Here is a 13,395-nt window from a genome sequence, read left to right as displayed (position 1 = left end):
TCGATGACCGACGAGACGACGCCCCGACTGCGCCTGACCGCTATCTCGAAGCGGTTCGGCGCGGTCCGGGCCATTCAGCACGCCGATTTCACGGTACGGGCAGGCAGGGTGCACGCCCTGGTCGGGGAGAACGGCGCGGGAAAGTCCACGATGATCAAGATCGTGGCGGGGGCGGAGACCGCCGACTCGGGCCGGATCGAGTTCGAGGGCGTGACGGCCGAGATCAGGAGCACCACCGACGCCATCGCGCTCGGCATCGCCACCGTCTACCAGGAGCCGCAGCTGTTCCCCGAGCTGACCGTGGCGGAGAACATCTTCCTGGGCCGGGAGATCCGCTCAACGTTCAAGAAGGTCGACTGGTCGGCGCAGAACGCGAAGGTGGTCGAGCTGCTGGAGCTGCTCGGCCTCCCGGAGCGGTACGCGACCGCCGAGGTGGGCACCCTCTCGGTGGCCGAGCAGCAGCAGGTCTCGATCGCCAAGGCGCTGGCCGCCGACGCGAAGGTGCTGATCCTCGACGAGCCGTCGGCGATCCTGACCGACGCCGAGATCGAGGTGCTCTTCGACGTGGTTCGGCGGCTCACCGCCGCCGGTGTCGCGGTCATCTACATCTCGCACCGTCTGGACGAGCTGTTCCGGATCGCTGACGAGGTGACGGTCATGCGTGACGGCAGGACGATCGGCACGTACCCGATCAAGGATCTGAGCGTGCGCCAGATCGCGCACCTGATGGTCGGCGAGGAGTTGTCGGACGCCCGGCCGCATCGTGAGGTCTCGGAGGGACCGGCGGCGCTGGAGCTGTGCGGCCTGGGCCGCACCGGGAAGTTCCGCGACGTCGACGTGACCGTGCGGGCCGGCGAGATCGTCGCCCTGTACGGACTGGTCGGCTCGGGTGTATCCGAGATCGCCGCATGTGTGTACGGCATTGATCGCGCTACACATGGACAGCTTCTAGTCGACTCAACTCAAGTCAACATCAAGAACCCCGAGCATGCACAGCGACTGGGCATCGCCCTGTTGCCGGCGAACCGCAAGGTCGAGGGGATGTTCGGCTTCCAGTCGATCGCCTTCAACATCTCCGCGGGTCATCTCAAGCTGCTGTCCAAGCTGGGCGTCTGGGTGGACCGGGCGCGGGAGAAGGCGGTGGCGCTCAAGTTGATCGAGCGGCTCGCGGTGAAGACGCCGCACGAACGGCAGCCGATCAGCGCGATGTCCGGCGGCAACGCGCAGAAGGTGATCCTCGCCCGGCAGCTGGTGGAACGGCCGAGGGTGCTGGTGCTGGCCGAGCCGACGCAGGGTGTCGACGTCGGCGCCAAGGAGGAGATCCACCGGTTGATCACCGAGCTGGCCGAGGAGGGCACCGCCGTCCTGGTGGTGACCTCGGACCTGCCGGAGGCGCTGCGCATCGCCGACCGCATCCAGGTGGTGCGGGGCGGCACGACGACCGACGAGTTCGGCCCGGACGCCAGCCAGGTGGACCTGCTGGCCGCAGCCGCGGGAGGCAGCGAATGACCGCGCGCGGCAAAGCAAGCGGAACAAGGCCGACGACCGCCGCGGGAGGCAGCGAATGACCGCGCGCGGCAAAGCAAGCGGAAGCGGAACAAGACCGACCGCCGCGGGAGGCAGCGAATGACCGCGGTTGCGGAAGCGAAGATCAGGAAGCGGGTGCTGCCGTCACCGGTCACCGGCCAGGAGGTGGTGCTGGTCGGTGTGATCGTCGTGCTGTGGGCCGCGCTCGCGGTGAGCACCCCGGCGTTCCTGACCGCCGGCTCGATCCAGCCGCTGCTGGTGGCGACCGCCCCGGTGGCGCTGATCGGCGTCGGCATGACCATCGTGATCATCACCGGCGGCATCGACGTCTCGGTCGGCGGCGCGATCATGGTCTGTTCCGTGCTGACCGCGAAGGCGCTGGTCGAGGCCGAGGTGGGCCTCGCCGTGGCGGTGCTGCTGTCGGTCGCGGCGGGCGGTCTGCTCGGCCTGGTCAACGGCGTGCTGATCGCCTACGGCCGGGTGCACGCCATCATCATCACCTTCGGTACGGCGAACCTGTTCATGTTCCTGGGCCTGCGGATCTTCGGCTCCGGGACGGTGAACGGCATCCCCGGCACGCTGGCGTTCTTCGGCCGCGGACCGGACGGGCGCACCCTCGGGGTCCCGCACGCCTTCCTGATCACCGTGCTGCTCACGGCGGCCGCCTGGTGGTGGCTGCGGCACACGGCGGGTGGCCGGCACTTCTTCGCGATCGGCGGCGACGCGCAGGCGGCCCGGCTGGCCGGTGTCCGCGTGCAGCGCCGGGTCCTGTCGGCCTATGTGCTGACCGGCCTGCTGGTCGGCCTGGCCTCGTGTTTCGTGATCGCGCAGGGCACCTCGACGCTTGATCAGTCGGTCGGCGCCGGCAAGGAGCTGGCGGTGATCGCCGCGGTGGTCATCGGCGGAACGAGCATCATGGGCGGCCGCGGTTCGGTGCTCGGCACCCTGCTGGGCGCGCTGCTGGTGCAGTCGGTCGCCTCCGGGGTGACCCAGCTGGGCTGGCGTTCGCAGCTCTCCGACCTGTTCGTCGGCATCTTCATCATCGTGGCAGTCGGGGCCGACCTGCTGCGTGCCCGGGCGAGGAGGAACCGGTGAGCAGGGCGGTCCGGATTCTTCTCACGCAGCGGATCGCGCTGCTCGCGGTTCTGATCGTGGCCGTCGTGGTGACGTTCTTCGTCAACGACGCGGGCGGCTACCTGACGGCGCCGTACGACTTCGACTACATGTCGGCGGCGCTGATCACCGCGGTGCCGCTGGCCATGCTGGGCCTGGCGGAGATGCTGGTGATCCTGTCCGGCCGAGGCGGCATCGACCTGAGCGTCGGGGCGATCGTGTCGCTGGCCGGCATGGTGTTCGGCTTCGCGTACGGCGAGTGGGGCTGGCCGCTGTGGCTGGCGATCCTGGCGACGGCCGGGTTCGGCGCGCTGCTCGGCGCGGTGAACGGCTTCCTGGTGTCGTACATCGGGTTCCCGGCACTGATCGCGACGCTGGCGACGTTCTACGCGTACAAGTCGCTGGCCATCGTGATCAACGACCAGCAGCCGATCAGCACCGAGCCGATCCAGGAGCTGTTCTCCATCAGCAGGTCGGTGGAGCTGCCGCTGTTCGGCGAGTACGTCCCGGACGTCCCGCTGGGCATCTTCACGTTTCTGCTGCCGACCGTCGTCGCGGTCTGGGTGCTGCTGGCCCGGACGGCCTACGGGCGGCGGCTCTACGCGATCGGCACCAACGACGTCGCCGCTCGCTGGGCAGGGCTTCCGGTCAAGGACACGCGCTTCAAGGCGTACGTCTATGCGGGTTTGATCTCGGGTCTGGTGGCCGTGGTGACCGTGGGCCAGTTCGCCTCGGCGCGCCCGGACGCCGGGGTCTCCGGCAACGGCATGGCCCTGCCGGCCATCACCATCGCCGTGCTCGGCGGGGTGGCGATCACCGGTGGCATCGGCCGGGTCGCCGGGGTGGTGCTGGCCACGCTGCTCATCGTCTGGCTCAACGCCGGCATCCTGCTCGCCTTCGTCGGTAACGAGGGCTCGCAGTACCAGCTTCTCGCCCTGGGCGCGGTGCTGGTGTTCGCCGCGCTGTTGAACGGGCTCACCAATCGTAGGTACGGAGGAAGCGCATCATGAACCTCGACGGACTCGACGGCTTCACGATCGAGGTCCCGAGCTGGGCGTACGGGAACTCGGGCACCCGGTTCAAGGTGTTCACCCGTCCCGGTGGGCCGCGGAACCCGTACGAGAAGATCTCGGACGCCGCGCAGGTGAACCGGGTGACCGGGCTGGCCAACCGGGTCTCCCTGCACATCCCGTGGGACCTGGTCGACGACTGGCCGGATCTGCGGGCGCACGCCGACAAGCTGGGTGTGCAGATCGGCGCGATCAACTCGAACCTGTTCCAGGACGACGACTACCGGCTCGGCTCGCTGTGCCACCCGGACGCCGCGGTCCGGCGCAAGGCGGTCGACCATCACCTGCGGTGCCTGGACGTGATGCGGCAGACCGGCTCGACGGATCTGAAGATCTGGCTGCCGGACGGTCTCAACTACGCCGGGCAGGACTCGCTGCGCGGCCGCCAGGACCGGCTGGCCGAGTCGCTGCGGACGATCTACGACGCGATGGACGACGGCCACCGGATGCTGCTCGAGTACAAGTTCTTCGAGCCGCACTTCTACACCATGGACATCCCGGACTGGGGCACCTCGCTGCTGCACTGCCTGGCGCTGGGTGAGAAGGCGACCGTGGTGCTGGACACCGGCCACCACGCGCCGGGAACGAACATCGAGTTCATCGTGATGCAGCTGATCCGGCAGAACCGGCTGGGCGCGTTCGACTTCAACTCGCGCTACTACGCCGACGACGACCTGATCGTCGGCTCGGCCGACCCGTTCCAGCTGTTCCGGATCATGTCGGAGATCGTGGCCGCGGGCGCGCACCGGCCCGGGTCGGGCGTCAACTTCATGCTCGACCAGTGCCACAACATCGAGGAGAAGATCCCGGGCCAGATCCGCTCGGTGCTCAACGTCGAGTCGGCGCTGGCCAAGGCACTGCTGGTGGACCAGGAGGCGCTGGCCGCCGAACAGCGGGCGGGTGACGTGCTGGGCGCGCATCAGGTGCTGATGGACGCCTACGAGACCGACGTGCGGTCCGCTCTCGCGGACCGGCGGGAGGCGCGGGGCCTGCCGCGCGATCCGGTCAAGACCTTTCAAGCGACGGGGTACGCCGAGAGCGTGGCCGCCGAGCGGGTCGGTGGCACGCAGGCGGGCTGGGGAGCGTGATCCTCCGCGAATCGGCCCCGGACCCCGTCCGCCCGGGCGCACCATGAGCGGATGGAGACCGCTGGGCAGCCGGAGCACGAGGCCCGGATGACCGAGGTCCGGGCCCGCCTCTCCGAGTTCGCCGAGGGGGATCCGTCACCGGCCGAGCGGGCTCTCGTGCTCCGGCTGCTCCGCTCGTTCACCGCGAAGACCCCGGACGCGGTGGACCTGCTGGCCCGCCTCCTGGAAGCCGGGGATCCGGAGCCGGTCAGCGATCACGCCCACAGTTTGAAGGGGTCGGCCGCCAACATCGGGGCGATCCGGCTCGCGGCCCTCTGCGCCGCGGTCGAGGACCGGGCCCGGGCCGGGATCGTCGCCGATCCCGGCCGCACCGTGGAACGTCTGCGCGCCGAGGCCGGTGGCACGCTGCTGGCGGTCCGGGCGGTCACCGAAGGGTACGAGGAATCGATCTAGGGCAGTCCGGGGTAGTGCTCCAGCTCGACCCGGACCCGCTTGCCGCCGTGGTGGTTCTCCACCGTCCAGCCGGCCGACAGCGCCTCGATCAGCACGATGCCCCGCCCACCGACGCCGTCCGGGTCGCGGCGGCGGGGCACCACCGAGGATCCGTCGGCCACCGCGACGGTCACCCGGCCGCCGTGCGCCTCGATGCTCAGCTCGACGCAGCCACCGCCGTGCCGGACCGCGTTGCTGACGAGCTCGCTCACCACCACGGCGCAGGCGTCCAGCCAGTCGCCGTCGTGGAAACCCCAGCCGGCCAGCACCGCGGTCACGGCGCGGCGGGCGGAGGCCGGTGCGCCGCGGCCGAGCGGCAGGTCGAGATGGGCGGTCAGCTCGGACATGATTGACCCCAGGGATGGCTCGCGTGCGGCCGCACAGTACCCCGCAGTCCATCGCCACGAAACGTCGTTGTCCTTATTGCCGTATTTAACATGATTTAAGCTTCAGCTATGGCAGCGGTGCTCATCGTCGAGGACGACCAGGAACGCCAGGCGGTCATCGCCGAGGTGGTCGGCCGGCTCGGCCACCGGGTGGTCCTCGCCGGGGACGGCCGGGCCGCCCTGACCGCCGCGGTCGCCCACCGGCCCGACCTGATCATCGCCGACGTCGACACGCCGCACGTGGACAGCGCCCGGATGCGCCGGGGGCTGCGCGAGCATCCCACCACCGCGGACGTGCCGGTCGTACTGATCACCGCCCACCAGCCGCCCGGCGACACCGAACTGGCCGAGGCGGAGGCCGTCACCGTGGTGCCGGCATCGTTCAGCGCCGAGGAGCTCACCGAGACGTTGCGCGGCTGCCTGGAGGCGCCTGCCGAGGCCCGGGGCCCGGACTTCACCGAGGCTCTGCTGCGCAGCCTCGACGCCGGGGTGGTGGCGTGCGACCTGGAGGGCCGGCTCGTGGTGATCAACCAGCCGGTCCGCGACTTCTTCGGCGACGACAGCCTGGGTGTGCCGGCCCGGGACTGGGCCGAGCGGTTCAAGTTGCGCCGCGACGACGGCAGCCCGCTGGACCCCGACGACGTGGCGCTGTACCGGGCGCTGCGCGGCGAGGAGGTCCAGCACGACGTGATCCTCGCCCACGACCGGCAGGACCGGCCCCGCTGGTTCGCCGTCAACGCCCGCCCGGTCCGCGACGCCGCCGGTCAGGTCCTCGGAGCGGTCGCCGCCGTCCACGACGTCACCGCCGAACACCACCAGCACCAGTACGAGCGCTGCAAGAGCGAGGTCCTCAAGGTCCTGGTGCACGCCACCGACACGGCCAGCGCCGGCGCCCAGGTGCTGCGCGCCATGGCGGACGGGCTGGGCTGGCCGTACCTGCGGCTGTGGCTGGTCGACCCGGTCACCGACCGGCTGCGCCCGGCCGCCACCCACCTCGCGCCCGGCTCACCACCGATCGAACTGCCACCCGCGCTGGACCGCGGGGAGGGCCTGGCCGGCTCCTGCTGGGAGCGCGGCGAGCCGATCTGGGTGCCTGACCTGCGGGCGCCCGACATTCCGGTGCTGATCCGACCCGCCGAGGCCGGGCACTACCGGGCGGCGCTGGCCGTGCCGGTGCGCAGCGCCGAGAAGGTGGTCGGCGTGTTCAGCTGCTTCATCCACGAGCACCAGGATCCCGACCCGGCCCTGACGCTCCTGCTCACCGGCATCGCCGGGCACGTCGGCGCCTACCTGGAGCGCCGCCGCTCCGAGGAGCTGTCCCACCAGCTCGCGGCCAGCGTCGGCGAGTACATCGCCCTGGTCGGCCACGAGCTGCGCACCCCGCTCACCTCGATCGGCACCTACACCGACCTGATCGCCGAGGAGCCCGACCAGACGACCGTCGGCGAGATCCGCGAGCTGCTGACGGTGATCGAGCGCAACAACGCCCGGCTGCGCTCGCTCGTCGAACGGCTGCTCGACCTGTCCGCCCTGGAGACCGGGCAGGCCGAGCTTCTCACCGCCGAGGTGGACCTGGCATCGGTGGTGGCGGCCGCGGCCGCGGGCTTCTCGGTGCGGACCGACCTGCCGGAGCGGCTGACCGTCCCCGGCGACCGCGACCGGCTGCGCCAGGTGGCCGAGAACCTGATCGGCAACGCGGTCAAGCACAGCCCCGAGGGCGGCATGATCCAGGTCTCCCTCACCACCGACGAGGACGCCGCCGTGCTGACCGTGACCGACAGCGGCATCGGCATCCCGGCCGGTGAGCGCGACCGCCTCTTCGCCCGCCTCTACCGCGCCTCCAACGCCCGGCACAGCGACATCCCGGGCGCAGGCCTGGGGCTGGCGCTGAGCCGGGCCATCGTCGAACTGCACGGCGGCAGCATCACGCTCGACGAGCACGAGGGCGGCGGAACGGTCGCCACGGTCCGCCTGCCCCGCCGTCCCGGGACCATTGGCCCTGCCCGCCCGGGACGGCCCGACGAGACGCTGGGAGGGAACCACTAGGAGGGGTCATGCAGGCAGGAAACATGGACGCGTGGCGCGGCTTCGCCGGGACGTCGTGGCGCACCGGGATCGACGTCGCCGGCTTCATCCACGACAACGTGCGGCCCTACGAGGGCGACGCCGCGTTTCTCGCCGGGCCGACCGCGCGGACCACCCGTGTCTGGGACCGGCTGTCCGCGATGTTCGTCGAGGAGCGGGCCAACGGCATCTACGACGCCGACACGTCCACCCCGTCGTCGATCACCGCGCACGGGCCCGGCTACATCGACCGGGAGAGCGAGCTGATCGTCGGCCTCCAGACCGACGCCCCGCTGCGCCGCGCCATCATGCCGGCCGGCGGCCTGCGGATGGTCGAGGGCGGCCTGAAGGCGTACGGGCGGGAGCTCGACCCCGGTGTGCGCAAGATCTTCACCGACTATCGCAAGACCCACAACGCCGGTGTGTTCGACGCCTACCCGGCCGACGTGCTCGCCGCCCGCCGCTCGCACATCATCACCGGCCTGCCCGACGCGTACGGCCGCGGCCGGATCATCGGCGACTACCGCCGCGTGGCCCTCTACGGCGTGGATTTCCTCATCGAGGAGCGCAAGCAGGTCAAGACGGCGCTGAACGCCCGCCTGTCGGTGGCCGACGTGATCCGCGACCGGGAGGAGCTGTCCGAGCAGATCCGCGCGCTCCAGGAGCTCAAGACGATGGCCGCGGGCTACGGCTACGACCTGTCCGGCCCGGCCACCACCGGCCGTGAGGCGGTCCAGTGGCTGTACTTCGCCTACCTGGCGGCCACCAAGGAGCAGAACGGCGCGGCCATGTCGCTCGGCCGGACCTCCTCGTTCCTGGACGTCTACCTGGAACGCGACATCGCCGAGGGCGTCCTCACCGAGGAGCAGGCCCAGGAGCTGGTCGACGACTTCGTCATCAAGCTGCGCATCGTCCGGTTCCTGCGCACCCCCGAGTACGACGAGCTGTTCTCCGGCGACCCCACCTGGGTGACCGAGTCGATCGGTGGCATCGGCTCCGACGACCGGCCGCTGGTGACCCGGACCAGCTTCCGCTACCTGCAGACGCTCTACAACCTGGGCCCGGCGCCCGAGCCGAACATGACCGTGCTGTGGTCGCCGCGGCTGCCCGAGGGCTTCAAGCGGTTCTGCTCCCAGGTCAGCATCGACACCAGCAGCATCCAGTACGAGAACGACGACCTGCTGCGGCCGTACCTGAGCGACGACGCGGCGATCGCCTGCTGCGTGTCCGGGATGCGGGTCGGCAAGGACATGCAGTTCTTCGGCGCCCGGGCGAACGTGGCGAAGGCCCTGCTCTACGCGATCAACGGTGGCCGCGACGAGATCAGCGGCGTGCAGGTGGCGCCCGCGTCCAAGCCGTTGAACGAGGAGGTGCTCGACTACGACGAGGTGTTCGAGGCGTACGACAGGACGCTCGACTGGGTTGCCGAGGTCTATGTTGATGCACTCAATGTCATCCACTACATGCATGACAAGTATGCATATGAGCGCATCGAGATGGCCCTGCACGACTACCCGGTGCACCGTTTCCTGGCCACCGGCATCGCCGGCCTCTCGGTCGCCGTCGACAGCCTCTCCGCGATCAAGTACGCCCAGGTCAAGCCGGTCCTCGACGAGACCGGACTGGTGGTCGACTACGCGGTGGACGGCGACTACCCGACCTTCGGCAACAACGACGACCGGGTCGACGAGATCGCGGTGGACCTGGTCAACCGGTTCATGGAGAAGATCCGGCGGCAGCCGATGTACCGCGGCGCCGAGCCCACCATGTCGGTGCTGACCATCACCTCGAACGTCGTCTACGGCAAGCACACCGGCAACACCCCGGACGGCCGGCGGCTCGGCGAGCCGTTCGCGCCCGGCGCCAACCCGATGAACGGCCGGGACAAGCACGGCCTGGTCGCGGCGGCCCTGTCGGTGTCGAAGCTGCCGTACCGCAGCGCCCGCGACGGCATCTCGCTGACCATCACCTCGACGCCGGACGGTCTCGGCCGCACCCGCGACGAGCAGATCGGCAACCTGGTCGGCGTGCTCGACGGCTACACCGACGGTCACGGCTTCCACATGAACGTCAACGTTCTCGACCGGGCCACCCTGGAGGACGCGATGGCGCACCCGGAGAAGTACCCGCAGCTCACCATCCGGGTCTCCGGCTACGCGGTGAACTTCGTCCGGCTCACCAAGGAGCAGCAGCGCGACGTCATCTCGCGCACCTTCCACGGCGCGCTGTGACCGTCACCGGGAGTGTGCACTCGTTCGACGTCTCCACGGGCGTCGACGGGCCGGGAACGCGATTCGTCGCGTTCCTGGCCGGCTGCCCGCTGCGCTGTCAGTACTGCCACAGCCCCGACACGTGGTTCCGGCGCAGCGGGCAGATCATGGACGCCGACGAGCTGATGACCGAGATCCAGCGCTACGAGCGCTTCATCAAGGTCGCGCACGGCGGCGTCACCCTCAGTGGTGGTGAGGCCCTGCAACAACCCGACTTCGTCCGCGAGATCTTCACCCGGTGCCGGGAGCGGGGACTGCACACCGCCCTCGACACCAGCGGCTACCTGGGCGCCAAGGCGTCCGACGAGTTGCTCGAGGTCACCGACCTGGTGCTGCTCGACATCAAGGCCGGCGACGAGGAGACGTACCACCGCGTCACACGTACCGGATCCCTCGAACCGACGGTGAGCTTCGCGCACCGCCTGGCCGACCGCGGCATCCCGATCTGGGTCCGTTTCGTCCTGGTCCCGGGGCTCACCGACACGGTCGAGAACATCGACGCGGTAGCCGCCATCGCCGCCTCGATCAGCACCGTGGAACGCGTCGAGGTCCTGCCGTTCCACCGCCTCGGCGCCGCCAAGTACGCCGCCCTCAACCAGCCGTTTCCGCTGGCCGGCACCGACGCGCCCACCCCCGCGCTGGTCGACCGGGTCCGCGCCCGGTTCCGCGCCCACGGCCTGACGGTCTATTAACCCCAAACCGCCTTTATCGTACGGAAGCGCACGCCCCGTCCTTTCAGGGCAGTTCCGCCAGCTCCACGCGAGCCCCTGCGACTCAAGCCTTTGCCGCGCCCGCCGGGCGAAGATCGGTGGTCCGTGCGGCGCCAGCCGCCCGGTCAGGCTCAGCCCGGCAGCAACGCCCGGCGGTGCGTCGCGGGCCGGACCCGGCAGACGGCCGCGTGCTCTGTCGTACAAAAGCAAAAGAAACGGCCCGGACGGAAACGCCCGGGCCGTGGATGTGCGGGGTGCTGAGGTCAGTGGTGCGAGGGATGCTCGCCGAGCAGCTTGGTGGCCAGGACCGCGGCCTGTGTGCGCCGCTCCAGACCCAGCTTCGCGAGCAGGCTGGAGACGTAGTTCTTGACCGTCTTCTCGGCCAGGAACATCCGGCCGGCGATCTCCCGGTTGGTCAGGCCCTCGGCGACGAACTCGAGGATGCGCCGCTCCTGGTCGGTGAGCGAGGCCAGCTCGCGTGGCTGCTCGACGCCGTTGCGGATGCGCTCCAGCACCCGCTGGGTGACCGCCGGGTCGAGCAGCGACTGGCCGGCGGCGACCCGGCGGACCGCGTCGACCAGGTCGGTGCCGCGGATCTGCTTGAGCACGTAGCCGGAGGCGCCCGCCATGATCGCGGCGAAGAGGGCCTCGTCGTCCTCGTAGGAGGTGAGGATCAGGCCTTTGATCGACGAGTCGACGGCGCGCACGTCACGGCAGACGTCGATGCCGTTGCCGTCGGGCAGACGGGCGTCGAGCACCGCGACGTCGGGACGCAGGGCGGGGATGCGCCGGGCCGCCTCCTGGGCGGACCCGGACTCGCCGACCACCTCGATGTCCCCGCCCGCCTGGAGCAGGTCGACGAGGCCACGGCGGACGACCTCGTGGTCGTCGAGGAGAAAGACTCGGATCATGTCTCCTTCCTACCGCCCGCCCGGCCCGGCACCAAGGGCCTTAGGTCCCGCGCCGTGCTTTTGCCGTGGCGGATAGCCTTTGAGCGTGGCTGAAGGATCTACTCCGTCGCTGGGGCTGAGCCCGCTCTCCCGGGTCCGGCTGGACGAATTGTTGCAGGAGACGCTGGACCGGGTCGGTGAGATCGTGGCCAGCCGGGAGCGGCTGCGCGCGCTGCTCGACGCGGTCGTCGGCATCGGCACCGACCTGGATCTGAACAGCACGTTGCAACGGATCGTGGAGGCGGCGTGCGCGCTGGCCGACGCGAGGTACGGCGCTCTCGGTGTGGTCGGCCCGGACCGGCGCAGTCTCTCCGACTTCGTCACGTTCGGCATCGACCCGGCGGCGCACGCGAAGATCGGCGACCTGCCGCACGGCCGTGGCGTCCTCGGTCTGCTGATCACCGATCCGCAGCCGGTGCGGCTGCCGGACATCACCAGACACCCTAATTCGTACGGATTCCCGCCCCACCACCCGCCGATGCACAGCTTCCTGGGCGTCCCGGTCCGCACCCGCGATCAGATCTTCGGCAACCTGTACCTGGCCGAGAAGCGGGGCAGCGACCAGTTCACCGACGACGACGAGGAGATCGTGGTGGCGCTGGCCGCCGCGGCCGGGGTGGCGATCGACAACGCCCGGCTGTACGAGCTGGCCCAGCGCCGTCAGCGGTGGCTGGCCGCGGCCGCCGAGATCACCAGCGTGCTGCTCGGCACGGTCCGGCGGACCGAGGCGCTGCGGCTGATCGCCCGCCGGGCCCGTGAGGTGGCCGACGCCGAGCTGGTGCTGGTGCTGCTGTACGAGGGCGACAGCGACCGCTACCGCATCGAGGTGGTGGAGGGCACCGACCCGTCGTGCGCGCAGATGGTCGGCAAGGTGCTGCCGGCGTTCGGCCCGGAGGAGACGTACCGGCTGGTGGAGGATCTGCGGGCGGCCGCCGAGTGGCCCGGCCCGGTGCCGGAGGGGCCGGCGCTGCTCGCCCCGCTGGCGGGCACCGACTCGCCGCAGGGTGTGCTGATCGTCAGCCACCCGGCCAGCACCGACGACGCGGCCCTGCTGTCGTCGTTCGCCGGGCAGGCGGCGCTGGCGCTGGAGCGGGCCCGCGCCCAGGAGGAGCGGGAGTTGCTGGCGGTGCTGGAGGACCGGGAGCGGATCGCCCGGGACCTGCACGACGTGGTGATCCAGCGGCTGTTCGCGACCGGCATGCAGTTGCAGGGCGCGGTCGCCCCGGCCGGGGTGAAGCCGGAGGTGGTGAAGCGGATCAACGCGGCCGTCGACGACCTGGACGCCACGATCCGCGACATCCGGCGGTCGATCTTCGAGCTGCGGGCGCCGGTCGGGGCGACCCTGCGGACCGAGCTGCGGGACACCGTCGACGCGGCCCTGGACACGCTCGGGTTCCGGCCCACGCTGGAGACGTCCGGGCCGGTGGAGAGCGCGGTGCCGGACGACATCGTGCCGGAGCTGATGGCCGTGCTCCGGGAGGCCCTGTCGAACGTGGCCCGGCACGCGCAGGCGAGCAGTGTCCGGGTTTCGGTGCGCGCCGCCGATCGGGAGCTGACACTGATGGTGGAGGACGACGGGGCCGGCATCGAGCCGGCCATGGCCCGGGGCGGTGTGCTGAACATGGGTGAGCGGGCCAGTGACCTCGGTGGCTCGTTCGAGATCGGCCCCCGCCCGGACGGGTCGGGAACTCTGGTGACCTGGCGGGTCCCGATCGGCGGGTGACC

General features: G+C 70.6%; 11 protein-coding genes. 9 read left to right on the top strand and 2 right to left on the bottom strand.

Annotated features, from left to right (window positions below; genetic code table 11):
- The first annotated feature begins 3 nt into the window (after positions 1-3).
- From IEZ13_RS24730 to IEZ13_RS24710, 5 genes are all read left to right on the top strand, one after another.
- Positions 4-1,509: a sugar ABC transporter ATP-binding protein gene (locus IEZ13_RS24730; RefSeq protein ID WP_183222091.1), complete on the top strand. Its 1,506-nt coding sequence runs from the start codon at positions 4-6 to the stop codon at positions 1,507-1,509.
- Between the two features lie 117 nt (positions 1,510-1,626).
- Positions 1,627-2,622, top strand: coding sequence for an ABC transporter permease (locus tag IEZ13_RS24725; RefSeq protein ID WP_183222090.1), 996 nt, complete (start codon positions 1,627-1,629; stop codon positions 2,620-2,622).
- The gene (locus IEZ13_RS24720; protein WP_183222089.1) at positions 2,619-3,650 is read left to right on the top strand and encodes an ABC transporter permease; all 1,032 of its coding nucleotides are present in this window, start codon (positions 2,619-2,621) and stop codon (positions 3,648-3,650) included. The genes IEZ13_RS24725 and IEZ13_RS24720 overlap by 4 nt, the downstream gene beginning before the upstream one ends.
- Positions 3,647-4,798 (top strand): L-rhamnose isomerase, encoded by a 1,152-nt coding sequence (gene rhaI / locus IEZ13_RS24715; protein WP_183222088.1) that lies wholly within the window; start codon positions 3,647-3,649, stop codon positions 4,796-4,798. The genes IEZ13_RS24720 and rhaI overlap by 4 nt, the downstream gene beginning before the upstream one ends.
- A gap of 51 nt (positions 4,799-4,849) precedes the next feature.
- Complete coding sequence (locus IEZ13_RS24710; RefSeq protein WP_183222087.1) at positions 4,850-5,251, top strand: Hpt domain-containing protein; 402 nt, start codon at positions 4,850-4,852, stop codon at positions 5,249-5,251.
- On the opposite strand, the gene IEZ13_RS24705 is transcribed toward IEZ13_RS24710, so the two are convergent.
- Positions 5,248-5,637 carry an ATP-binding protein gene (locus IEZ13_RS24705; protein ID WP_183222086.1) on the bottom strand — a complete coding sequence of 130 codons (390 nt, stop codon included), beginning with the start codon at positions 5,635-5,637 and terminating at the stop codon, positions 5,248-5,250. The two genes, IEZ13_RS24710 and IEZ13_RS24705, sit on opposite strands and share 4 nt — an antisense overlap.
- A 108-nt stretch (positions 5,638-5,745) precedes the next feature.
- Here IEZ13_RS24705 and IEZ13_RS24700 point away from each other — a divergent pair, with 108 nt between their 5' ends.
- The 3 genes from IEZ13_RS24700 to pflA are packed head-to-tail and all read left to right on the top strand — an operon-like array spanning position 5,746 to position 10,702.
- Positions 5,746-7,722 (top strand): hybrid sensor histidine kinase/response regulator, encoded by a 1,977-nt coding sequence (locus IEZ13_RS24700; RefSeq protein WP_183222085.1) that lies wholly within the window; start codon positions 5,746-5,748, stop codon positions 7,720-7,722.
- An 8-nt stretch (positions 7,723-7,730) separates the two neighbouring features.
- On the top strand, positions 7,731-9,971 hold the full coding sequence (pflB, locus tag IEZ13_RS24695; RefSeq protein WP_183222084.1) for a formate C-acetyltransferase: 2,241 nt from the start codon (positions 7,731-7,733) through the stop codon (positions 9,969-9,971).
- Complete coding sequence (gene pflA / locus IEZ13_RS24690; RefSeq protein ID WP_183222083.1) at positions 9,968-10,702, top strand: pyruvate formate-lyase-activating protein; 735 nt, start codon at positions 9,968-9,970, stop codon at positions 10,700-10,702. The genes pflB and pflA overlap by 4 nt, the downstream gene beginning before the upstream one ends.
- 281 nt (positions 10,703-10,983) lie before the next feature.
- Here pflA and IEZ13_RS24685 read toward each other — a convergent pair whose 3' ends face one another.
- Positions 10,984-11,631 (bottom strand): response regulator, encoded by a 648-nt coding sequence (locus IEZ13_RS24685; protein ID WP_183222082.1) that lies wholly within the window; start codon positions 11,629-11,631, stop codon positions 10,984-10,986.
- 85 nt (positions 11,632-11,716) lie between these two features.
- On the opposite strand from IEZ13_RS24685, the gene IEZ13_RS24680 reads away from it, so the two are divergent.
- Positions 11,717-13,393, top strand: coding sequence for a GAF domain-containing sensor histidine kinase (locus tag IEZ13_RS24680; protein WP_183222081.1), 1,677 nt, complete (start codon positions 11,717-11,719; stop codon positions 13,391-13,393).
- The last annotated feature ends 2 nt before the right edge of the window (positions 13,394-13,395 follow it).

This window comes from Actinoplanes campanulatus (assembly GCF_014647795.1).
GTDB classification, from domain to species: Bacteria; Actinomycetota; Actinomycetes; order Mycobacteriales; family Micromonosporaceae; genus Actinoplanes; species Actinoplanes campanulatus.
This window is presented reverse-complemented; position numbering and strand designations above follow the sequence as displayed.